Here is a 22,026-nt window from a genome sequence, read left to right as displayed (position 1 = left end):
CTTCAGCGCAAGCGGACACAATAATAAATATGAAGAATCTAAAAATCGCCTTACTACTTTTCGTACTACCAATGCTGGCATTTACAACAATGCATAAATACTACGTAAGTGTAACAAGTGTAGAATATGTAAAAGAAAAAGAAGCAATACAAATCACTTCTAGAATTTTTATTGACGATTTTGAAAGATTACTTCGGGAACGTTATGATGCAAAAATCACATTAGATATAGAAAATGAATTATCTACAATTGATATGTATGTAGAACGATATCTAAAGGAGAAAATACAAATAGAAATTAATGGAGAACTTATACCGTTTCATTATTTAGGTAAGGAATATGAAGATGAAATTATTTTTGTCTACCTCGAAATCGAAGGTGTTAAAGAGGTTAAGCGTTTTGAAATAACCAATAAAGTATTAATGGATCTATTTGAAGAGCAAGAAAATATTATTAGAACCAATATTAATGGTAAAAATAAAAGTCTTCTATTAAGAAAAGGAAATGCCAAAGGCGTGTTAAACTTTAATTAAAAAATGGTTAATATTTTTAAAATTTTACTAATTTGGGCATGATTTCTAACAAAATTTTATCCAATGAATAAATTGAAGTACGTATTCCTTTCCGCTTTATTTCTTACTGCTGGTGTGTTCGCCCAAGAAGAAGAACCTGTAGAAAGAGAGCAAGGCCACACAAACAACAACAAATTTAAACAACTCTATGATGAGTTCTCTACACCTAATATGTACAGAACCGCATCTGGAGCTCCGGGTGCTGCTTACTACCAGCAGCAGGCAGATTACAAAATGGATCTAGTATTAGATGATGTAAATGCTAAATTATCTGGTTATGAAACCATAACATATACTAACAATTCTCCAGACGTATTAAAATATCTTTGGGTACAGTTAGATCAAAACATGAGAGCTAAAGACTCTAAAACACCTTTAATTAGTGATGATGCTTCACAGCCAGCAGAAACACCAGGAAGTTTTGCAAACAAATACTTAACAGAAGCATTTGATGGTGGATTTAACATTCAAGAAGTAAAAGATACCAGCGGTCGTGCATTACAGCACATGATAAATCGTACGATGATGCGTGTAGAGTTACCAACACCATTAGCAACAGGACAAAAATTTTCGTTCTCTATAAAATGGTGGTACAATATTAACGATCACGTAAACGGAAGAGGAAGATCTGGTTACGAGTACTTTGCAGATAGCGATAATAGAAACTACGTTATAGCACAATTCTACCCAAGAATGGCAGTATATAGCGATGTAGAAGGATGGCAAAACTCACAGTTCTGGGGAAGAGATGAATTTGCTTTACCTTTCGGAAACTTTGAAGTAAATATCACCGTTCCTGCAGATCATATTTTAGATGGTACAGGAAAACTTACCAACAGAAAAGAAGTCTTTTCTAAAGAAATGATGAAACGTTACGAGAAAGCAAAAAAATCTTATGATGAGCCTGTTGTAATTGTAACGCAAGCGGAAGCAGAAGCTGCCGAAAAAATAAAATCTACAAAAACAAAAACTTGGAAGCTATACGCAGAAAACGTTCGTGACTTTGGTTTTGCTACTTCAAGAAAGTACATTTGGGATATGATGGCTGTTAAAATTGGAAACAAAGATGTAATGGCTGTTTCTTTATACCCAAAAGAAGGAAACCCACTTTGGGAAGATTGGTCTACTAAAGCAGTAGCAAGTACATTAAAGTCGTATTCTCGTATGACTTTCGATTATCCATACCACAAAGCAATTTCAGTACACGCAAAACAACAAGGTATGGAATACCCAATGATTTGCTGGAATTATGGTCGTCCAGATGCAGAAGGTAACTATAGCGATAGAACAAAATTTGGTATGATGTCAGTAATCATTCATGAGGTTGGACATAACTTCTTCCCAATGATTGTAAACAGTGATGAAAGACAATGGACTTGGATGGACGAAGGTCTAAATACTTTTGTACAATACGTAGCAGAACAAGATTTTGGTAAATGGTATCCAGGTGCACTTTCAGAAGGACAAACAGCATATCCTTCTCGTCGTGGTCCAGCCTCTAAAATTGTAAACTATATGGGAGGAGATCAAGATTTTATTGCTCCAATCATGACAAAAGGATTAAATACGTACCAATTTGGTAACAATGCGTATGGTAAGCCAGGAACAGCTCTTAATATTCTAAGAGAAACAGTAATGGGACCAGAATTATTTGATTACGCATTTAGAGAATACTCAAGAAGATGGATGTTTAAACACCCAACACCAGAAGATTTCTTTAGAACAATGGAAGATGCTTCTGCATTCGATTTAGATTGGTACTGGAGAGGTTGGTTTTATACTACAGACTACGTAGATATCGGAGTGAAAGAAGTGAAAAAATACTACGTATCTAATGAGCCAAATGCAGAAATTAAAAAAATTGCTGAGCAAAGAGGAATGAAATTAAGTGACTTACCACCTTTAGTATTTTTTGTAGAAGAAGGAAGTGAAGATTTTGATGATACATTAAAAGGTAAATCCGCTTTAGAAAACTCGCCAACATTAAATGAGTATGTAATGGATAACTTTACTCCAGAAGAAAGAGCACAAATAAAAGAGCCAAAATTCTTTTATAAAGTAACTTTCGAAAAGCCAGGAGGATTGGTAATGCCTATTATTGCAGAATATACATACGCAGATGGTACATCAAAAACAGTTACATATCCAGCACAAATCTGGAGATTAAACGATAAAGAAGTTAGTAAAGCTATTGCTTCAGAAAAAGAAATTGTGTCTATTAAAGTAGATCCAAATTTAGAAACAGCAGATGTAGATACTTCAAATAATGCTTGGCCAAGAGAAGTAACGGAAAGCAAATTCGACAAATTTAAAAAAGAAGTAAGAAACTAATTTTAAAATATTTTTTAAAAAGCCGACTTTTAACAGTCGGCTTTTTTTATTTCTAATAAACATCTCACTATATTTGTACCGTGATACTACAAACAACATTTTTATTCATTAGCAGCCCAGAAATAGTCTTAATACTATTTGTTGTGGTCATGGTTTTTGGTGCAGATAAAATACCAGAAATCGCTAGAGGTTTAGGTAAAGGTATGCGCACACTTAAAGACGCAACCAATGATATTAAGCATGAAATAACCAAAAGTGCAGAGAAAAATGGTATCGACACCAGCATTACCAAAGATGTGGATGAAGAACTTAAAAAAGTAAAAGAAGATTTAGAAGATTTTACTGGTTCTGTACGTCGTAAATTATAAATTAATTATTTGGGCGTTACCACAAGGGTCGCGTCATGCATTATACCTGCCTGACGGCAGTCAGGTCTTTTTTTGCCATATATGAAAGCAAAAAAAGGATGCCATTTCTACCGCTAACGCAAATTCAGAACTATTATTAAACTTCAAATGCACAAGTTTATATATGTGTGTTTGCTATTATTAACATGGTTTATTTATCAGTTCGATATTTATTTTAGGTTTTTTTTAAGAATAATTCATATATTTAAGGACTAACCTTAAATTTTTATAAAATGAAAAAACCATTACTCAAGCTATCTATTCTTTTAGTAGCCTTTACTTTTTTTAATGCTTGTCAAGACGAAGACTATTTAGAAAATAACGAAGAAAGCATAATCATTGAAGAACAAAAAGAAGCGTTAACCATTTCAGAATTAAACGCTATAATAAATGAAAGCTTAGCCACCACAGGAGTTTTTGACTGGAAAGATGTAGATGAGCATACACTTTGGAGTGCCGTAGTTAGAGGAAATAATATTTTAACAATTGGTTACGGACAAGAAGGTGAAAGTTTTGCAGAGTTAAAAACAGATCGGTTAAAATCTACTTTAGAAGATGTTTTGCAATTAGTAGAAGACAACGAAGGCTACACCAGAAATAGAGAAACAGTTGTAGAGCATGATATTATTAATGTGGTAGATGTAAAAGTGGAGAACTTAGAAACTATCAAACAATTATTTAATAAAGAAGATGTTCGTTATTTAGAGCCAAATGGATATAATCACTATGAAGTTGTAAATAACGCACGTTCTAGTTCTGGATGTGATAAAAACGGAGCTTATATTAATCCAGCACATTACACAACAATAAGCCCAAATAATGCACAAGTTTCGTGGCATTTTTACCAACATAATATTCCGCAAGCATGGAACTATAGTACCGGATCTGGTATTACTATAGGTTTAATAGATACAGGTGTTTCGGCATCCCAACCTTTATTGAATTCTTCAGGAATTAATGATGGATACTCTAGTGGACGTTTTGTGCAAAAATACGGGACGTTTATAGATTCTAATTGGTGGTGGTCAAGTAATTATGATGGGCCACATGATAAATGTGGGCATGGTACAGCTATGGCTTCTACAATGGCTGCTCCTCGTAATGATAATGGTATGCCAGTTGGTGTAGCTTATAATGCTAATTTAGTAGCGTATAGAGCAACCGAAGATGTTTTATTAAATGATTATCACGAACGTAAAGGTGTATCTTCTGCATTAACAGCATTAGGAAATAGAAGTGATGTAAAAATAATCTCTATGTCTATTGGTTATTTATGGTCTATTGGTAATATTAAAGATGCCGTAAAATACGCAAATAGTAAAGGGAAATTAATTTTTGCAGCAGGAGGAACTTCCACAAGTTTTACAAATGGTTATGGTGTTATTTTTCCAGCAACAATGAGTGAAACAGTTGCAGTAACAGGAGTGGACGATGGATCCAATTATGACAGATGTGAAGTGTGCCATAGCGGAAGTAAAATTGATTTTACTATAATTATGGAAGGGGATAATAATACAAGTAAAGCGCCTCCAGTTTTAGGATTCTATAATGGAGATAGACGCTATACTGGAGGTTCTTCTGTAGCAACAGCAACTACTGCAGGTATTGCAGCTTTAGTTTGGGCAAAACACCCAACTTGGACAAAGACACAAGTGCTAAACAAATTAAAACAATCTGCTGAATTTTACCCGAATAAAAATAGTAGTTTTGGTTATGGTAATATAGATGCTCTACAAGCGGTACAGTAAAATTTAGATTGTAACATAGTGTAAAAAAAAGCCCTTCTATAAATTAGGAGGGCTTTTTTATACTATAATTTTTCAAACATAAAAACGATTATAAAGAATCTAAACGAAAGAATTATTCCTAGTATAATGCAATAAAATTTTTGTTCCTGTTATTTTAATCCGTATTTATGTAACTTTAAAACTCAATAAGTTACTGTTGATTAGATGAAAATTAATAACCTTGTTCTTGATTTGTATTAATTATCTTGCGCAAAATTAAACGAAACCAAATTGAATATTTTTAAATATATAGCTTTTGCTATACTCGTATCTTCTTTTGCTAAAATTCAAGCGCAATGTAATTTAGAAGAAACCATAATTATTTGTGAAATGACACAAATAGATGGTAATAATGATGGCACTTTAGATGGTGTTATTAATCTGTATGAAGAATACACAAATTTAACAGGAAATACAATCCAACAGGGTACTTGGTTTGATCCCGGATTTAATTTTGCGTTAGATAATAGTACTGGAGACCTTTATTTGTGGGATTTAGATAATGCTTCAGAAGCAAACACAGATTATCAGTTTCAACTTACAAACGCAACTTGTGGTACAGATAATATCGCATTAACTATAAATGTGATTTTAGGACCTTTTTCTGGTTTTGCTGTTCCTACAGTAGGAAGCAACGATGTTAATGTTGAAATTTGTGATGAAGGTATCGATCCATGTGGATCAACAACCATGTTCGATTTAAATCAAGCGCTCTTATCTATACCAAGCGCACATACAAATGGAGTTTGGTCTTATGAAGGTTCTAGTCCTAATTTTCTTGGAATAGAAGGGAGTACTTTTCTGGCAGATGTACCATACCAGCCAGGGGTTCCTTTGGTAGATGAAGAAACTTTTGAGCTAGTATATACCGTTCCGGGTATTACTCCGTGTACTAGTCCTTTGGCAGAAACACGAGTTAAAATTTCTGTTATTCGAGAAGTGTTTTCTGGAGCGGCAAATATTTTTAATATTTGTGAAACAGAATTGATTGCAGGTAATTACGGGGTTATAGATTTACGAGATGATGCTTACCTAGTAAATGAAGACATAGAAGGTATATGGTTAAACGGAGATGATCCTACAGGACAACTTTCTGGACCAGGAGATTCTATTATAGACCTAAGTGTACTATACAATGATTTATACCAAAGCAATCAGCGATTCGGATGTGAAACCTATGATTTTTCCTATTTTGTGGAAAGTCGTTCGCCCGTTTGTACCGATAAAACAAGTACGGTAAGTTTTACTTTTTTCGAGTATATAAGACCTTTTTCACAAGTAGATCCAACTCCAGAATTTTGTGTTGGTGACGAAAGTATAAGTACTTTTAACTTATATAGTTTGCTAGGTTTTACAACCGAAAACGGCGTGCTGTATGATTATCCTAATGATGAAGGTGTCACTTGGTCTTTAGTTTCCGGACCTTCACATTTAGGTTTAAATGATAACATAGGTAGCCCTTGTGGAGCATATCCGGTGAATACTTCTTCGGGAACTATTTGTTTGTCCGATTTAACCAATGCAGATGCAGGAACATATACCTTTCAGTTTGATGTTTCGTCAGACTATAATTGTCCAGTGGGAACACCAGAAACAATTTATGAAACACCAGATGGTTGTGCTTCATCAATAGATATCGCGCATCCTTGTCAGTCTGAAACGGCTCAAGTAACCATAATTATTCACCCAAAAAATTATGCTGGAGAAGATACAGGTGTTTTAGAGTTTTGCGAGTCCAGCATTACTAGTCCTATAGATTTAATCAGCTTATTAACTACCAATGGTGTTGATGATCCTATTTATGTAGGTGATTTAGGAAACTGGCTAGATGCAGATTCCGGAAATCTAATTGCTAATCCATTTACAGTTCCAGAAATTAACGGACAACAAACTTTTAATTTTGTATACAATACTACCACCGAAAATAATTGTGAGGATACCGCAGATTTATCTTTTCTAGTTTATGAAGAGTATCAATCCGGAATTAGTACCACTTTAGATATATGTAATGATAGTACAGCATTTAATTTATTTGATGCTTTAACAGGAAATCCAAACACCAACGGAACTTGGTCTGGACCAAACGGATTTACTGCAACAACAAACAATGTGAATTTTGATCCTGCTACTTTTGAGACTGGAGATTATACCTATACCGTTCCTGATAATGGAAATGGTGCTGACGTTATTTGTCCCGGAAATCAAGCAATAGTTACTGTTAATATTACACAAAATGCGAATGCAGGAAGTAATATGCAAACCACCTTGTGTCGTTCTGATGCACAGATAGATCTTTTAGATTTATTAGATCCTTTGGCAGATTTAGGCGGAACGTTTATAGATACAGATAATACAAATGCGCTAACTGGTACTGTTGTGGATGTGTCTAACTTTAATGTGGGTACTTATAATTTTGAATATCAAATTCAAGGAAGCCCAGTATGTACTGTAGCTGCAGCAAACATCATGGTAAGTATTATTGATGTGGATGCGCCTTCTGCTCAAAACCAAATATTCTGCCTTATTGATGCTGCTAAAATTGCAGACTTAGAAGTGGATAGTTCTGGTTTTGATTTTAATTGGTATGATACAGCAACCTCTACAACAATTTTGTCGGAAGACGAATTATTAATAAATGGAGAAGATTATCATGTTTCTTTAGTAGATGCTAATGGATGTGAATCTAGAAGAACTCCAATTACAGTTTCCTTATTAGCGCTTAATGATCCTTCTTGTGACGATTGTATTATCAATGACGGAATTTCAGATAATGATGATAATGAAAATGAAGTACTAGATTTATGTAATCTACCTGAAGTATTTCCAAATTATGAAATTGAAATATTTAACAGATATGGAACAATAGTTTTTAAAGGAAATAAAAATACACCTCTTTTTGATGGAACATCTAATGTGTCACTAACATTAGGCGATGCTTTACCATCGGGTATTTATTTCTATGTGTTTAACCCTAAAGATGGTAATACCGCGCCTTTTCAAGGAAACGTTTATTTAAGTAGATAATTTATATAGCATGAAATTAAAAATATATATCATAATGTTGTTATGTAGTGCATCTCTTTACGCGCAACAAGAACCACATTATACACAGTACATGTACAACATGAATATTATAAATCCTGCGTATATGATTAACGAACCTGGCCTAGTTGAGGTTGGTGCTTTGTATCGTTCACAATGGGTTGGTATCGATGGTGCACCAAAAACAGGAAATGTATTTGCTAATATTCCGTTAAGCGATAGAATAGAAATAAGCATCAACTATCTAAATGATGAGATTGGACAAAATATTAAACAAACAGAAAATGTGTTTAATGTAGATGCAGCTTATAAGATGAAAATTAATGAAACCTTAGATTTATCTTTTGGTATGAAAGCTGGTTTTGATCATTTAAGTACTAGTTTTAATGAAAGTAATGTAAGTGGTGATCCTTTGTTTGCTAATACCAAGAAGACAGTGCTTAATATTGGAGCAGGAGTATTTCTTTTTCAAGAAAAATACTATGTTGGGTTGTCTGCACCAAATTTACTTCCAAATGAAATAGATGCCAATGATGAAGTGCAATATCAAAACAAAATGCACCTCTTTTTAATCGCGGGTTATGTGTTTGATATTAATGACGATTTAAAACTAAAACCTTCCACCGTTGTTAAGCAGACTGCTGGCGCTCCTTTATCCTTTGATATTTCTGCAAATGCACTATTTAAAGAGAAATTCGAATTAGGGGTTTCTTATAGATACCAAGACGCTATTACTGCAATGGCAGGAATTGAAGTATTGCAAGATTTAAGAATCGGTTATGCGTATGATTTTAATACGAGTGCATTAAAAACGTATAATAATGGCAGTCATGAGTTTCTATTAACCTATAGGTTTGATGTGCTCGGTTTAAGTAAAAAATATTCATCTCCTAGATTCTATTAATATGCTGAAGAAAATAGTTATACTAATGACTTTGTTACTTGTAGCACAAACGTCATTTTCGCAACAAAAAACAAGAGCAGATCGCTTTTTTGAAAAAGGGGATTATACCAATGCTGCTAAGTATTATGAAGAAGAACTAGCAAAAGAGTATCATAAAAAGGCCTTAGAAAATATTTCGGTTTCTTATTATAATACCTTTCAATATCGCAATGCATCCCGTTATTTAAAACAACTGGTAAATGGAAAATTCGGAGAAAAAGATAAATCTTATGATAACGAATTTAACTTTAAGTTATACCAAGTTTTATCTGTTTTAGGGGATTATGAAACAGGTCTAGATTATTTCAAATTATATAAAGAAAATCTATCTGCTTCCCTTAATAAAGCCGAAGCAATTGAAACTATTGAAGCTTTCAAACTAAAGAATGCCGACTATACCGTAAAGTTAGCTTCGTTTAATTCACCTGCGTCCGATTTTGGTGCTGTAAAGTTAAAGGATGAAGTGTATTTCACTTCTGATAGAGATAATAAGCAACTGCTACCAAAAAAATATAAATGGACACACCAACCGTTTTTAGATATCTACGCGGTTTCCGTATCCGATAAAAATGAAATGATTGGGGAGGTGAGATTATTGCCAGAGCATATCAATTCTAAATTACACGAAGGGAATTTTTGTTTTAGTAAAGACGGTACTACTATATATGTTTCCAGAAGTAATTTTGATGATGGTAAAAAGGAGTTTGATGACAATGTGAACAATAACATTCATTTATATGTTGCAACGCGTACAAATGGAGAATGGTCCGAATTAGAAGAACTAGATTTTAATAAACCTGCATTTTCATACCAACATCCAGCTTTAAGTCCGGATGGTAAAAAGCTATATTTTTCTTCCAATCAAGAAGGTGGTTTCGGAAGCTTCGATGTATACTATGTAACCGTAAATGTAGATGGTACTTTTGGTGAACCTGTGAATTTAGGCGAAACCATAAATACTGAAAACAGAGAACATTTTCCTTTTATTTCAGATGAAGGTAATTTGTTTTTTGCTTCTAATGGGCATTTCGGACTAGGTTTATTAGATAATTTTGTTTCCGAATTTGTAGATGGTACATTCACCAAACCTATAAATTTAGGAGCTCCAATTAACTCGCAATACGATGATTTTAACCTAAATTATTACAATGAAACGGAAGGTTTTTTCGCTTCCAATAGAAATAGGTTAGATGATAATATTTATAGTTTCAACCAAATAGGAGAAATTTTTATTAGAGAATATATCAACCTGTTCGAAATTAGAGATAAAGAAACCAAAGCATTTATTTCTAATGCTAATGTGGTATTAACCGACAAAAAAGGAAATGGAATTTATACCAATACTTTAGATAGTATTGCTAGTTTTAATAAAAACCTATTAGCGGGTAATTATATGCTTAAAGCAACAAACGATGCTTATGAAAATGGTGTAATTAATATTGTTGTAGTAGAAGAGCAAGACCAAAAACATGTTTTGTATTTAACCAAATTGCCTCCGGTTTTGCCTCCAGAACCACCAAAACCATTAGATCCAGTAGAGGTTTTAATTGCGGAAAAAGGAATCGATAAAAACTTAAAAGAAGAAGATCCTAAGCGTTTTGAATTACTAACCGATGTAGAAGGTCCTCCAGTGATAGAAAAAGACGGAAAGTTGTTTTTTCAGTTAGAACCTATTTATTTCGATTTTGATATGTGGAATATACGAGCAGATTCTAAGCTTATTTTAGATGCACTTGCTGCAAAATTAGAACGCTATCCAGATATTCATTTAAAAATTAGTGCGCATACCGATAGTAGAGGAACGGTTCGTTACAATCAGATTTTATCCGAAAGACGTGCAGAAGCAACCAGAAATTATATCGCATTAGAAGGTTTTATAAATGCAAGACGAATGAAATTCCAAGGTTATGGTGAGTTGTCTCCAATTGTGCCATGTCCGATGCTAAATTGTACCGATGAAGAACATCAGTTAAATAGACGAAGTGAATTTGAAATTATAGAATATTAAGCTATTCGGAAGGATTACAATTTATTTTAAATACAAAAAACCGAAGCAAATCTGCTTCGGTTTTTAATTTTAGTTTCTATTGTGTTTGTGAAAAATACTTCTATCGAATCTTATTTTCTTCTACTAATAGTCAATCCATCACGAATTGGTAGCAATACCGTTTCAATTCTATCATCATTTCTAAGAAGCGTATTAAAGTCTAAAACAGCCTTAGTAGAAATATCTTTATCTTTTAAAGGTTCTACCACTTTTCCATGCCATAATACGTTGTCGGAGAGTATAATTCCTCCAGGATTTAGCTTATCAATTACTAAATGAAAATAGTTGCTGTAATTAGGTTTGTCGGCATCAATAAAAACCAAATCATAGGTTTTATCTAAAGTAGGAAGTATATCGATCGCGCTTCCTAAATGTTGCTGTATTTGTGAACCATAACCTGACTTGTCAAAATATTTTCGTTGAAAATCTACTAATTCTTCATTAACATCAATCGTGTCTATTTCTCCTTCTTTTTGTAAACCTTCCGCTAAGCATAAAGTAGCATAACCCGTAAAAGTACCGAGTTCTAAAATAGATTTCGGACGAATTAGTTTAGAGAGCATACTTAATACTCGCCCTTGATACGGGCCACTAAGCATAATAGGTTGTAGTATTTTCTGATAGGTTTCACGTGTAAGTTGCTGCAGTAATTCTGGCTCTTCTTGCGAATGTGCAACCACGTAATCGTCTAATTTTTCTGGTAAAAAGTGCATTATCTTGTCTGGTCGAGCGCAGTCGAGACCTTTTTTAATATAAGGGATATAAATACCTCTCGACTGCGCTCGAGGAGACATTGTTATTCGTTTACCCTAAAATACGTTTTACTAATTTATCTTTCGCTGCTTGATCATCACCACATAACCATTGTATCACATTATCTTCCCAGATAGCATCACGTTCGGCTTCTGTAATAATGTGTCTCTCTATGGCTAAATCTAAAATTTTACCAGGATAAGAACTTTGTTTTTCACTTTCCATTTCTCCTAAAGGATAGGGGTCATCTAATCCCATTATTACCTGTTTAGATCCTTGGTTTTTTATTAATAAGTCTAATCCTCCAGTGTCATGAACTAAGGTGTCAAAAAAGATGTTTTTATGGCCAACCGCTTTTCTTGGGTGACTTTTGCCTTCAAATAAATCGGGTCTACCATCAAAACCTTGAATACGTCTTCCTAAATTTATTTGAGCTAATTGCCCACCATGTGCAAAACAAGTTCGCATATTCGGATATTTATCTTGGTAGCCATTTAAAGTTAAAAAGTGATAGGCATCTGCACATTGTGCAAGCATCCAGATTAAGTGAAAACGCCAAGAAGTATTTTCTAATTTTATAAATTTTTCTCCATCATAAGGATGAATTTCGACTGCCAAATTATACTTGTTTGCCAATTCAAAAATAGGCTCGTTTTCTTCGTCAAAAATACAACGCCAAGTACCAATAGTATCCATGTAATGTGTTGGTAAACATAATAAGCGTAAACCTAATTCTTCTACACAACGTTCAATTTCCCAACAAGCACCGCGAACAAAACCAGGGTGTACTACAAAACCACAGGTAAATTTACTTGGGTTTTCACGCTGTACTTTGGCATTAAAATCATTCTGAAATTTTAGCGCTTGCTTCATCTCTTCCACACGCAAACCATTTCCATATAATTGGGATAAGTTTAAAACAACCGCATGGTCAATTTTAAAACGCTCCATCCAAGCTAGTTTTTCATCTAAAAAGAAACTAGAATCTGTAATTGGTCTGTTCCAATCTTTTTGAAGCATGAATTTTCGGTCTTTATCTACCCAAAAAATCTCTTTGTCTTGCATAAACTGAGGGATTTCTTCAGGATATGGAAGTAAGTGGGAATGGCCGTTAATTCTAAGTTTACGTTTCATAATGTGGTCCTGAGAGGTCAGGAATCTTTAAAGGTTGGTTTTTATTTAATCTATTTTACTTTACTTGGTGGTTGCATTACCGTACCACATTTTTTGCAAGTACGTTTAGCTTCATTGCTATAAAATTTATCAAAAATTATTGGCATATCCGTCTCAATATTGTCTAGCTTAAATTTTTTCTTATATAGCTTTGTATTACAATTTTCGCAATACCATATTAGGGCATCCTTCATTTTTTTAGAACGTGGATACTCTATTACTAATCCAACCGTATTTGCACCTCGTTGTGGAGAATGTGGTACTTTTGGAGGTAATAAATAGATGTCACCTTCATTAATATGTATATCTTTTGGCGTGTCTCCATCCATTATTTTTAACACCATATCGCCTTCCAATTGGTAGAAAAACTCTGGTGTTTCATTATAGTGATAGTCCTTTCTATTATTTGGTCCACCAACAACCATCACGATAAAATCGCCATCCTTCCAAACACATTTATTCCCAACAGGTGGCTTTAAAAGGTGTCTGTTTTCTTCAATCCAAGCTTTAAAATTTAAAGGCGAAACTAAATTACTCATAGTATTATATTTTGTTATTCCTGCGTAGGCAGGAATCTATTTAATAATTTTTCTTATTTTGGCTTCCCCATCAAGTGCGGAATGACAAAGTGGTATAAAGTTAATAATTACTTTTCAATTTATAAGATATCAAATCAAGTTTGATATTAAAGACTTTTCGTTCTTCCTCCATCTACCGGAAGATTAATTCCGTTAATATAAGCAGCACGTGCACTCGCTAAAAATGTAATCGCATCCGCTAATTCTTCAGGTTCTGCAAAACGTTTTGCTGGTACAGCACTTTTCATAGCATTAGCAGATTCTTCTTCTGTGTTGCCAGTTTTAGCCGATTTGTTTTTAATAATTTCCGCTAAACGATCCGTTCCTGTAGCTCCTGGTAACACGTTGTTTACGGTAATGCCAAACTGACCAAGCTCATTTGCTAAGGTTTTACTCCAATTAGCAACTGCTCCACGAATCGTGTTACTTACTCCAAGTCCGTCTAATGGTTGTTTTACCGAAGTAGAAATGACATTTATAATTCTACCATAACCTTCACTTTTCATAAACGGAACCACTGCTTGTGCCAATACATGGTTACATTTTAAATGTTGTGTAAACGCACTTTCAAATTCATCTAGGTCTGCCGAAAAAACGGGTCCGCCTTTTGGTCCGCCAGTATTATTTACCAATACATGAAAACCATGATTTTCTTTTACATAGGCTGACACTTTTTCTTTTAAGTCCTTCGGATTAGAAAAGTCAGCCACAATATAATCGTGATTTCTATGCTGAGGTAACTCGACTAACGTTGCTTTTAATTTGTCTTCGTTTCTAGCAATAAGGGTTACTTGTACACCTTCTTCCGCTAATGCTATTGCTGTTGCTTTTCCTATTCCTGCTGTGCTTCCGCAAACTAATGCGTATTTGTTGTTTAAGTCTAGATTCATGTTCTATGTTCTTTTGAAACCTCTCGACTGCGCTCGAGGAGACATTTCGTTTATATTTTAATTCTAATGTCTGGTCGAGCGCAGTCGAGACCTTATTCGTTATCGAGATTATATTTTGAATGACTAGCGTTTCTACATTCAGATAAAATTTGTAACAAATCATATTCACCATTCGCTAAAGCATATTTCTTTTTGGAACTCCAGTTTTTTATTTTCTTTTCAAAATGTATTGCTTGTTCGATATCATTAAAATCTTGAAAAAAAATCAATTCAAGCGGTCTTCGTTTAAAAGTAAAACAATTTTTATTTAAACCTCTTTTATGTTCTTCAAAACGTCTAGAAATATTATTGGTTACCCCTGTATACGTCAAGTTATCTGAACATTGTAATATGTAAACATAATATGTTTTCAATTTTAATCTTTTGGTTCTTTGTCTGGTCGAGCATTGTCGAGACCTTTTTGTTATTAATATTCGAATTTTAAAATTAACCTCTCGACTGCGCTCGAGGAGACATTTCGTTTCAATTCATGAGATTCCCACTTTCGTGGGAACTAGTATTTTATACAAACATTCTTCGCTTCGGTAAAAAAGCGTAAAGCTTCAAAACCACCTTCACGTCCAACACCAGAAGCTTTTACACCTCCAAATGGCGTTCGTAAATCACGCATCATCCAAGTATTCACCCAAACTATTCCTGCTTGTAATTGGTTACTCATTTTCATGGTGCGTTTTAAGTTGTTCGTCCAAAGGGTTGCTGATAAACCATACTTCACTTTGTTAGCCATGATTAACACTTCATCTTCGGTATTAAATGGCATGATAGTAACTACAGGTCCGAAAATTTCTTCTTGATTCACGCGACATTCGTCGGTTGGGACTTCAATAACGGTTGGCTCTAAATAGTAACCATTTTCATAACCTTTTACAATCACTTCTTTTCCGCCACAAAGCACTTTTCCGTTTTCTGTTTTGGCAATTTCTATATATTCTTTTACTTTTTCTAAATGGGACTTAGAAACTAAAGCTCCTATATTTGTGGTTGCTTCCGATGGATGACCGACTTTTAAAGCCTTTATTTTTTCGACAAAATCTTTCTTGAATTTTTCATAGATAGAAGCTTCTACAAAGATTCTACTTCCGCATAAGCAAATCTGGCCTTGATTCGCAAAAGACGAACGGACTGTGGTGTCTAACATATCGTCATAATCACAATCTGCAAAAATGATATTTGGGTTTTTCCCACCTAATTCTAACGATAGTTTTTTAAACATTGGAGCAGCTACTTTTGCAATATGTGCTCCTGTTGCTGTTCCTCCTGTAAAACTAATCGCTTTGATGTCTTCATGTTCTATAATGGCTTGACCTGTAGATCCTCCTAAACCATGAACAATATTCAAAACACCTTTTGGTAAACCAGCTTCGTTACAAATCTCACCTAGTAAATAGGCTGTCATTGGTGTTACTTCGCTTGGTTTGGCAACCACACAATTTCCTGCTGCAATTGCTGGAGCAATTTTCCAGGTAAATAAATAGAGTGGAAGGTTCCAAGGTGAAATACAACCTACAACACCAATGGGTTGACGTAAGGTGTAATTTATAGCTTGTCCAATGCTTTCATGGCTTTCACTAGCAAACTGTGTTATGGCATTTCCAAAAAATCGAAAGTTACTTGCTGCTCTTGGTATATCTACTGCTTTTGCTAAGCTAATCGGTTTTCCGTTGTCTTTACTTTCTGCTTCTGCAAAACGCTGTAAGTTGGCTTCTAGTAACTCGGATATCTTTATCAATATTCTACTACGCTCTTCTATAGAAGTTTGTGACCAACTCGGAAAAGCCGCTTTTGCAGCGATATATGCGTTCTCTACATCTTCTTTGGAGGAGTTTGGTATTTTTCCGTACACTTCTCCGTTACTAGGATTGTAGTTGTCTATCCAATGATCTTGCATTGGATTGTGGAAGTTTCCGTTTATGTAGTTTTGAATGTTCATGTTTTTGTCTGGTCGAGCGCAGTCGAGACCTATTTAAGTAACCTCTCGACTGCGCTCGAGGAGACATTAGATTTATAAATTAATTTCCAACATATGCCATCACCTTAATCTCCACTACTAAATCTGGATGTGGTAATTGGTGAACTGCAACGGTTGTTCTGGTTGGTCCTGTTTCTTTTTCAAAAAATTCAGCGTAGGCTTTGTTGTAACCAGCAAAATCATTCATGTTTACTAAAAACGAAGTAACATCTACCACGTCTTTTAAGCTTGCTCCAACTTTTTTAAGATTGGTGTCTATGTTTTTTAAAACCTCACGCGTTTGTACTTCAGCGTTTAAACGTTTGGTTCCCATTTCGTCAATAATATCTACTCCAGCAATAGTATTGTCTGCTCTGCGTGAACTGGTTCCGGAAACGAATATGAAATCGCCAACTTGTTTTACGTGCGGATATGCTCCTCTTGGTGTTACTTTCGTTCCTGCGGAAGCAGGAATCTCATCTTTTTTACTCATAATATTCTTGTTTGTGTCATTGCGAGATTTTTTTAAATCGCGGCAATCTGTATAATTGGATTACCATTTATGAGATTACCACGTCGCTTTCGCTCCTCGTAATGACAGTTCTATTGGTGTTTTTAGTTATTATTTTTATTGGATTCCTTACTTGATAAGGAATGACAATGCTTTTTGCGTTAAGGATTGCAGCGATATCCTTTTGTTTTACAAAAGATAAAGCGGAAAGCCTGACCACGCCAAAGCGTGGTAACGCCCAAATAATACTATTTCAATCCCGCAATTCTATCATCTTCTAAAATAGCCTCGGTTTCTTGTTGTACTTTTTTAAAGATAGTCTTTAAATCTTCGTTGGTATCTATTTCTTTATTCGCTATTAGGTTTAGAATTGCTTTGTCTTGAGCTCTTCCTTTTGTCATTGCTGTGTGATACGGAATGTCTTCTTTAAAAGTTACCATCGAGTATTTTGAAAAATAGTCGTTTGGAAATTCTTTCTCTAAAGCCATTTCAATAGCACGTTTTACTTTAAAAATAGGATTTGCAACATGATCACGCATTTCGTAATAATTGTCGATTGCTAAATCTGCAATAGCGTCGGTATCTGCTTTTCTCGTTTTTTCGTATACTTTAAAAATGGTTTCCCAGTCGCCTTCGTGTTGTTCTAAAATAGCATCAAAAACGGTTACATCTTCAAAGGATGCGTTCATTCCTTGTCCGTAAAAGGGAACAATAGCATGTGCGGCATCTCCTAATAAAACGTTTTTGTTTTTATAATGCCATGGCGAACATTTTACGGTTCCTAAAGCGCCTGTTGGGTTGTTGGCAAACTCTTCTGCTATATTCGGGATTAATGCTAATGCATCCGGAAATTGCGTAGCGAAGAATTCTTTTATGCTTTCTTCTGTGGTCAGATTTTCGAAATTGTATTTTCCTTCTTCGTAACTTAAAAATAATGTAACTGTAAAGCTTCCGTCTAAATTGGGAAGTGCAATTAACATATAATCACCTCTTGGCCAAATGTGTAAATAATCTTTACTGATAAGGTGTTTTCCTTCCGCGGAAGCGGGAATCTCTAACTCTTTATAACCATGTGTTAAATAGTTTTGCGCATAACTGAATAAAAATTTACGCTCTAAATAATAGCTTTTTCTAAGAGAAGATCCTGCGCCATCGGTACCAAAAATAACATCTCCTTTAACTACTAATTCTGTTTTTGTTTCGTAATCGTATAAGCTGGCGGTGTTGTTTTCGATATCAATTCCGTTACATTTTTTATTGAAATGAATGGTCAGGTTATCGTATAAATCGGCTTCGGTTAAAAGCAATCCATTTAATTCGCCTCTAGAAATGGAGTTGATATATTCGTTATCTCTTCCAGAATAGTTTGAAGGAAAAGTGTTTCCTTCTATATCATGGACTAATCTGCCATACATGGGAATGCAAAGCGGTTTTACTTTGTCTTCCACTCCTGCTAATCGCATGGCTTTTAAACCACGATCGGAAAGGGCTAAGTTTATAGAACGGCCTGCAGAAATATCTGTGGTACGTAAATCTGGTCTGCTTTCGTAAACGTTTACGGTGTAGCCGCGTTGTGCTAAACGTAAAGCTAGGAGGGAACCACAAAGTCCAGCTCCAATGATTAGTATGTTGTCTTTTTTATTACTCATGTTTTTTCTTTCCGCGAAGGTGGAAATCTCCTTTGTTTTAATATTCTGTTCATTTTGTCTTGATACAAAACGAACCAAAAAATCACAGTCAAGCCAAGGAATTTTTCAGTTTTACAAACTGAAAACCGATTTGAAAACTCCGCGTCGAACTGCGTTCTCCTGATTTCGGAGCTTTTCTTCATCTATTCTTCGCCTTGACGTTCAATTCTGCGAATTGATTTGGTACAAGACTAAATTATATAGTTTGTTTCTTGACTCATAATTATTTATTCAATATCTCTTTCAACTTCTCCACCATTCTAAACACATCTTCAAAAGTGTTGTATAATGGCACTGGAGCGCAACGTATTACATCTGGCTCACGCCAATCGGTAATAATATGGGCTTCAGTTAATTTTTTATGTAAAGTTTTATCTGCATCTTTTACTTGAATAGATAATTGACAACCCCGTTCTTTAGGGTTGGTTGGTGTGATTATTTTAATCTTGTCGTTATTTAATTCATTAATTAAGAATTCGAAATAACCTGTTAGCTTTTCAGACTTCTTGCGAAGCGCATCCATTCCTACTTCATTAAACATATCTAGAGACGCTTTAATGGCTGCCATAGATAAAATTGGAGGATTACTAAGTTGCCAACCTTCGGCTCCAGGAATCACGTCTAATGGTTGTCGCATATTAAAACGTGTTTTTTTATTATGACTCCACCAACCAGCAAATCGTTTTAAATCTTTGTTGTGTGCGTGTTTTTCGTGGACAAACAGTCCGCCTAAACTTCCTGGTCCAGAATTTAGATATTTGTAGGTACACCAAGCGGCAAAATCTACACCAGAATCATGTAACTCTGGTTGTATGTTTCCTGCTCCATGTGCTAAATCAATACCAACCATACAGTTTTTGGCATGCCCTAACGCTGCTATTTTTTTAAGGTCTAAATATTGTCCGGTGTAATAATTCACACCTCCAATAAGTAATAATGCGATTTCATCTCCTTGTTCTTCCAGAATCGTTTCTAAATCTTCTATATTAAGAAGTTCTTCGCCTTTTCTAGGTTTCCATTCTATAACTCCTTCATTAACATCAAAACCATGAAAATCTAATTGCGTCTGTACAGCATAGCGATCACTAGGGAAAGCATCACTTTCGATTACAATTTTATATTTCTTTTTTGTGGGTTGGTAAAAACTTACCATTAGCAAATGCAAGTTGGTAGTTAAGGTATTCATGATAACTACTTCAATTGGTTTTGCACCAACCACTTTTGCCATAGATTCTGTTAAGAACTCATGATATGGCATCCAAGGATTTTTTGCTTCAAAGTGACCTTCTACTCCAAAATTAGCCCAATCTTCTAGCTCTTGCTGGATGTATTCTTTTGTGGCTTTTGGTTGAAGTCCTAAAGAATTCCCTGTAAAATATAACCAATCCTTGCCTTCCTTATCTTTAGGAATATGGAATTGATCTCTGTAATTCGAAATTGGGTCGTTTTGGTCTTGTTGCTTTGCGTAATCTAGACCTTGTTTGTAGTTAGACAATGTGGATTGATTTTCGGTTTCCAACAAAAATAAGAATTATTATTTTAGGAATGAAGCTGGAAATGAAGAACAAAAAAACGCCTTGTAAAAAAGTATTACAAGGCGTTTTTTAATTTATATATAGACGCAATACTAATATTGCGGAGGGTATAATATATACGTGTAAGAGATTCGTTTTAGATGTTTTATTTTAAAACTAATTGGTATCTACCTGGATATTAGTGAGGTTAAGGTTCCAGTTTTCTCCTTTTTTAATATGTTCTAAGGCAATCTTAAGACCATTAAAATCTTTGTGATTTTCAAAAGAAGTAGTCATGGAAGGTTCTTTGGCATTACCTTTTCTATAAATCCATTCTTTAATAATATAATTGTCATCATAATAAAAATCGTAAGCATCACCAGGAGTGTAACCACCTTCATTAGCATATAGTAGTGTGATTTTGTTTAAAAGGGTTTCGCTAATTGGTGCTTTTTCTTGCGTAGGTTCAGAAATGGTTGTGCCACTATCCCATACCAATTGAAAAGGTACAAGCAACCAGAATTTATCATTTATAAAACCTTGATCTGCTTTAATAGAAATGCTGTCTACGTTTTTTCTATTGTAATGAATAGTGTCAAGATTGCTAATTAAGCGAACATCATTTGTTTTTGGTTTCCAGGTCCACGATCTTTCAAAATGTGTACTGTCTTTATCTACATTAAAAGTGAAAGCTATTTTTGAAATCTTATCCCAGTTTTCAAATCCGTGTGCATTTGCAATTTTTTCTGCTACAGATAATTCTTTAATAGCTTCTTTTTTTTCTTCCTTTTTACAAGAAATTAAAGTTATAAGCGCACAGAGTACAAGGAATGTGTTTTTCATTTTTTCTAGTTTTTAACAAAGATAGAGAAGATTGCATAAGAAGTTTTATCTTAGGCATTCAATTTAGTATTATGGATAAGAATCAAGATTATTTTAAGGCAAATAAAGTAACATGGAATGATAAAGTAAAAGTGCATTCTAAAAGCGATATGTATAATATGCAAGCTTTTAAAGACGGTAAATCTTCTTTAATGTCTTATGAAACGGAAGCACTTGGCGATGTTTCGGGAAAGTCTCTTTTGCATTTACAGTGTCATTTTGGACAAGATACATTAAGTTGGTCTAGGCTAGGAGCAACTTGTGTTGGTGTGGATTTAAGTGATGGCGGAGTGGCTTTAGCACAAGAGTTAAATGATGAATTAAAGCTAAATGCTAGATTTGTTTGTTGTAATGTTTTAGATACTTCCGAATATGTAAAGGAAACTTTTGATATTGTTTTTACCAGTTATGGTGTTATTGGTTGGTTGCCAGATTTAAAGCCTTGGGGGAAAATGATTGCCGAAAAATTAAATAAAGGAGGAACGTTTTATATGGTAGAATTTCATCCCATTGTTTGGATGTTTGATTACTTAGAAGAGAAGCCTATTATGAAATATGGCTATATGCAAGACGAAGTTATTTATGAAGAATACGAAGGTACTTATGCCAATCAAGAGTCTAAAATGGTAAGCAAAGAATATGGTTGGAATCATGGATTAAGCGAAGTGATTAATGCATTAACCGAAGCTGGTTTAAAAATTGAATATTTAAAAGAACACGATGAAGCTCCTTATGATGTTTTGCCAGGTTTAGAAAAAACAGCATCTGGAATGTATGTTACTAAAGATAAATTGTATCCTTTAATTTTTGAGCTGAAGGCAACAAAGATTTAATGTATTATTTGTTTTATATGGTTATTCTGGCTAGCGGTCTAGTTAGAATGTGTTTTAAAGGAGTTTT

Annotated in this window: 18 protein-coding genes; 8 read left to right on the top strand and 10 right to left on the bottom strand. The window is 34.4% G+C overall.

The window, feature by feature from the left end; translation table 11 throughout:
• The first annotated feature begins 29 nt into the window (after positions 1-29).
• The 7 genes from FG167_RS02390 to FG167_RS02360 all read left to right on the top strand — a co-directional run bounded on the left by FG167_RS02390 (position 30) and on the right by FG167_RS02360 (position 11,090).
• Positions 30-533 (top strand): DUF6702 family protein, encoded by a 504-nt coding sequence (locus tag FG167_RS02390; protein WP_203459867.1) that lies wholly within the window; start codon positions 30-32, stop codon positions 531-533.
• Positions 534-596: 63 nt separating this feature from the next.
• The gene (locus FG167_RS02385) at positions 597-2,903 is read left to right on the top strand and encodes a M1 family metallopeptidase (protein WP_203459866.1); all 2,307 of its coding nucleotides are present in this window, start codon (positions 597-599) and stop codon (positions 2,901-2,903) included.
• 80 nt (positions 2,904-2,983) lie between these two features.
• A complete protein-coding gene (locus FG167_RS02380) occupies positions 2,984-3,271 on the top strand; it encodes a twin-arginine translocase TatA/TatE family subunit (protein ID WP_203459865.1) in 288 nt (95 codons plus the stop codon).
• Between the two features lie 272 nt (positions 3,272-3,543).
• Positions 3,544-5,058 (top strand): S8 family serine peptidase, encoded by a 1,515-nt coding sequence (locus FG167_RS02375; RefSeq protein WP_203459864.1) that lies wholly within the window; start codon positions 3,544-3,546, stop codon positions 5,056-5,058.
• Positions 5,059-5,328: 270 nt separating this feature from the next.
• The gene (locus FG167_RS02370; protein WP_203459863.1) at positions 5,329-8,121 is read left to right on the top strand and encodes a gliding motility-associated C-terminal domain-containing protein; all 2,793 of its coding nucleotides are present in this window, start codon (positions 5,329-5,331) and stop codon (positions 8,119-8,121) included.
• A 10-nt stretch (positions 8,122-8,131) separates the two neighbouring features.
• A complete protein-coding gene (locus FG167_RS02365; protein WP_203459862.1) occupies positions 8,132-9,043 on the top strand; it encodes a type IX secretion system membrane protein PorP/SprF in 912 nt (303 codons plus the stop codon).
• Between the two features lie 25 nt (positions 9,044-9,068).
• Positions 9,069-11,090, top strand: a complete 2,022-nt coding sequence (locus FG167_RS02360; protein WP_239004430.1) for an OmpA family protein — start codon at positions 9,069-9,071, stop codon at positions 11,088-11,090.
• 110 nt (positions 11,091-11,200) lie between these two features.
• On the opposite strand, the gene FG167_RS02355 is transcribed toward FG167_RS02360, so the two are convergent.
• From FG167_RS02355 to FG167_RS02310, 10 genes are all read right to left on the bottom strand, one after another.
• Complete coding sequence (locus FG167_RS02355; protein ID WP_203461035.1) at positions 11,201-11,842, bottom strand: O-methyltransferase; 642 nt, start codon at positions 11,840-11,842, stop codon at positions 11,201-11,203.
• A 91-nt stretch (positions 11,843-11,933) separates the two neighbouring features.
• Positions 11,934-13,016 (bottom strand): amidohydrolase family protein, encoded by a 1,083-nt coding sequence (locus FG167_RS02350; RefSeq protein WP_203459860.1) that lies wholly within the window; start codon positions 13,014-13,016, stop codon positions 11,934-11,936.
• A 50-nt stretch (positions 13,017-13,066) separates the two neighbouring features.
• Positions 13,067-13,594 carry a 3-hydroxyanthranilate 3,4-dioxygenase gene (locus tag FG167_RS02345; RefSeq protein WP_203459859.1) on the bottom strand — a complete coding sequence of 176 codons (528 nt, stop codon included), beginning with the start codon at positions 13,592-13,594 and terminating at the stop codon, positions 13,067-13,069.
• A gap of 146 nt (positions 13,595-13,740) precedes the next feature.
• On the bottom strand, positions 13,741-14,523 hold the full coding sequence (locus tag FG167_RS02340; RefSeq protein WP_203459858.1) for an SDR family oxidoreductase: 783 nt from the start codon (positions 14,521-14,523) through the stop codon (positions 13,741-13,743).
• Between the two features lie 92 nt (positions 14,524-14,615).
• Positions 14,616-14,936: a GIY-YIG nuclease family protein gene (locus tag FG167_RS02335; RefSeq protein WP_203459857.1), complete on the bottom strand. Its 321-nt coding sequence runs from the start codon at positions 14,934-14,936 to the stop codon at positions 14,616-14,618.
• Positions 14,937-15,076: 140 nt separating this feature from the next.
• The gene (locus tag FG167_RS02330; protein ID WP_203459856.1) at positions 15,077-16,513 is read right to left on the bottom strand and encodes an aldehyde dehydrogenase; all 1,437 of its coding nucleotides are present in this window, start codon (positions 16,511-16,513) and stop codon (positions 15,077-15,079) included.
• 79 nt (positions 16,514-16,592) lie between these two features.
• Positions 16,593-17,024 carry a RidA family protein gene (locus tag FG167_RS02325; RefSeq protein WP_203459855.1) on the bottom strand — a complete coding sequence of 144 codons (432 nt, stop codon included), beginning with the start codon at positions 17,022-17,024 and terminating at the stop codon, positions 16,593-16,595.
• Positions 17,025-17,290: 266 nt separating this feature from the next.
• The gene (locus FG167_RS02320) at positions 17,291-18,691 is read right to left on the bottom strand and encodes an NAD(P)/FAD-dependent oxidoreductase (RefSeq protein ID WP_203459854.1); all 1,401 of its coding nucleotides are present in this window, start codon (positions 18,689-18,691) and stop codon (positions 17,291-17,293) included.
• A 262-nt stretch (positions 18,692-18,953) separates the two neighbouring features.
• Positions 18,954-20,225, bottom strand: coding sequence for a kynureninase (kynU, locus tag FG167_RS02315; protein WP_203459853.1), 1,272 nt, complete (start codon positions 20,223-20,225; stop codon positions 18,954-18,956).
• A gap of 196 nt (positions 20,226-20,421) precedes the next feature.
• Positions 20,422-21,087 (bottom strand): hypothetical protein, encoded by a 666-nt coding sequence (locus FG167_RS02310; RefSeq protein WP_203459852.1) that lies wholly within the window; start codon positions 21,085-21,087, stop codon positions 20,422-20,424.
• A gap of 71 nt (positions 21,088-21,158) precedes the next feature.
• Here FG167_RS02310 and FG167_RS02305 point away from each other — a divergent pair, with 71 nt between their 5' ends.
• The gene (locus tag FG167_RS02305) at positions 21,159-21,959 is read left to right on the top strand and encodes a bifunctional 2-polyprenyl-6-hydroxyphenol methylase/3-demethylubiquinol 3-O-methyltransferase UbiG (RefSeq protein WP_203459851.1); all 801 of its coding nucleotides are present in this window, start codon (positions 21,159-21,161) and stop codon (positions 21,957-21,959) included.
• Positions 21,960-22,026: the final 67 nt, after the last annotated feature.

The sequence above is a fragment of the Lacinutrix sp. WUR7 genome (assembly GCF_016864015.1).
Taxonomy (GTDB): domain Bacteria; phylum Bacteroidota; class Bacteroidia; order Flavobacteriales; family Flavobacteriaceae; genus Oceanihabitans.
The sequence above is the reverse complement of the archived record's forward strand: the minus strand, read 5'-3'. Positions and strand labels throughout refer to the sequence as shown.

What these genes read in the sequence shown, in the direction of transcription:
- FG167_RS02390 (WP_203459867.1), top strand. Translation starts at nt 30, where the DNA reads ATGAAGAATCTAAAAATCGCCTTACTACTTTTCGTACTACCAATGCTG.
- FG167_RS02385 (WP_203459866.1), top strand. Translation starts at nt 597, where the DNA reads ATGAATAAATTGAAGTACGTATTCCTTTCCGCTTTATTTCTTACTGCT.
- FG167_RS02375 (WP_203459864.1), top strand. Translation starts at nt 3,544, where the DNA reads ATGAAAAAACCATTACTCAAGCTATCTATTCTTTTAGTAGCCTTTACT.
- FG167_RS02365 (WP_203459862.1), top strand. Translation starts at nt 8,132, where the DNA reads ATGAAATTAAAAATATATATCATAATGTTGTTATGTAGTGCATCTCTT.
- FG167_RS02360 (WP_239004430.1), top strand. Translation starts at nt 9,069, where the DNA reads ATGACTTTGTTACTTGTAGCACAAACGTCATTTTCGCAACAAAAAACA.
- FG167_RS02355 (WP_203461035.1), bottom strand. Translation starts at nt 11,842, where the DNA reads ATGCACTTTTTACCAGAAAAATTAGACGATTACGTGGTTGCACATTCG.
- FG167_RS02350 (WP_203459860.1), bottom strand. Translation starts at nt 13,016, where the DNA reads ATGAAACGTAAACTTAGAATTAACGGCCATTCCCACTTACTTCCATAT.
- FG167_RS02345 (WP_203459859.1), bottom strand. Translation starts at nt 13,594, where the DNA reads ATGAGTAATTTAGTTTCGCCTTTAAATTTTAAAGCTTGGATTGAAGAA.
- FG167_RS02340 (WP_203459858.1), bottom strand. Translation starts at nt 14,523, where the DNA reads ATGAATCTAGACTTAAACAACAAATACGCATTAGTTTGCGGAAGCACA.
- FG167_RS02330 (WP_203459856.1), bottom strand. Translation starts at nt 16,513, where the DNA reads ATGAACATTCAAAACTACATAAACGGAAACTTCCACAATCCAATGCAA.
- FG167_RS02325 (WP_203459855.1), bottom strand. Translation starts at nt 17,024, where the DNA reads ATGAGTAAAAAAGATGAGATTCCTGCTTCCGCAGGAACGAAAGTAACA.
- FG167_RS02320 (WP_203459854.1), bottom strand. Translation starts at nt 18,691, where the DNA reads ATGAGTAATAAAAAAGACAACATACTAATCATTGGAGCTGGACTTTGT.
- FG167_RS02310 (WP_203459852.1), bottom strand. Translation starts at nt 21,087, where the DNA reads ATGAAAAACACATTCCTTGTACTCTGTGCGCTTATAACTTTAATTTCT.
- FG167_RS02305 (WP_203459851.1), top strand. Translation starts at nt 21,159, where the DNA reads ATGGATAAGAATCAAGATTATTTTAAGGCAAATAAAGTAACATGGAAT.